Source organism: Salinimicrobium oceani, from assembly GCF_012037645.1.
The window spans coordinates 1-403 of sequence record NZ_JAAVJR010000850.1 but is presented as its reverse complement, the minus strand read 5'-3'; the positions used below and the strand labels follow the sequence as shown (position 1 = coordinate 403).

Annotated in this window: 1 pseudogene; it reads left to right on the top strand. The window is 31.3% G+C overall.

The features are described from left to right. Positions 1–135: 135 nt before the first annotated feature. Positions 136–403: pseudogene (locus HC175_RS19705) on the top strand (hypothetical protein); the annotation flags it as partial.

Below are 403 nucleotides of genomic sequence, written 5' to 3'. Positions count from 1 at the left end.
AAGCAAAACAGGAATAATTTTTTCATGATCGCAGATTTTAAGTGGGCCGAAATTTATTCTATAAAAGAGAGGATTTTACTTACAAAATAATATATTTGGAAAATTTTAACATTTTTGTGTCTAAATTATCTTCAGATGAAAAATAACATCCTTCTCTTTCTCTTATGTTCCTTCAGTTTATTCACTGCCCATTCTCAGATAAAATATGAAGCCGGTTATATTATCGATAACACCGGAAACCGTATTGATGTTCTAATTCTTAACAAAGACTGGAGGGATAATCCTTCAGAAATTAATTACAAAATAGGAGAGTCAGGTGAAGTTCAGACTGCGGGAGTTGAAGAGGTGAAAGAATTTGGAATAGGAAATTCTTTACGATATAATAGTTTTCTTGTCTCTATTG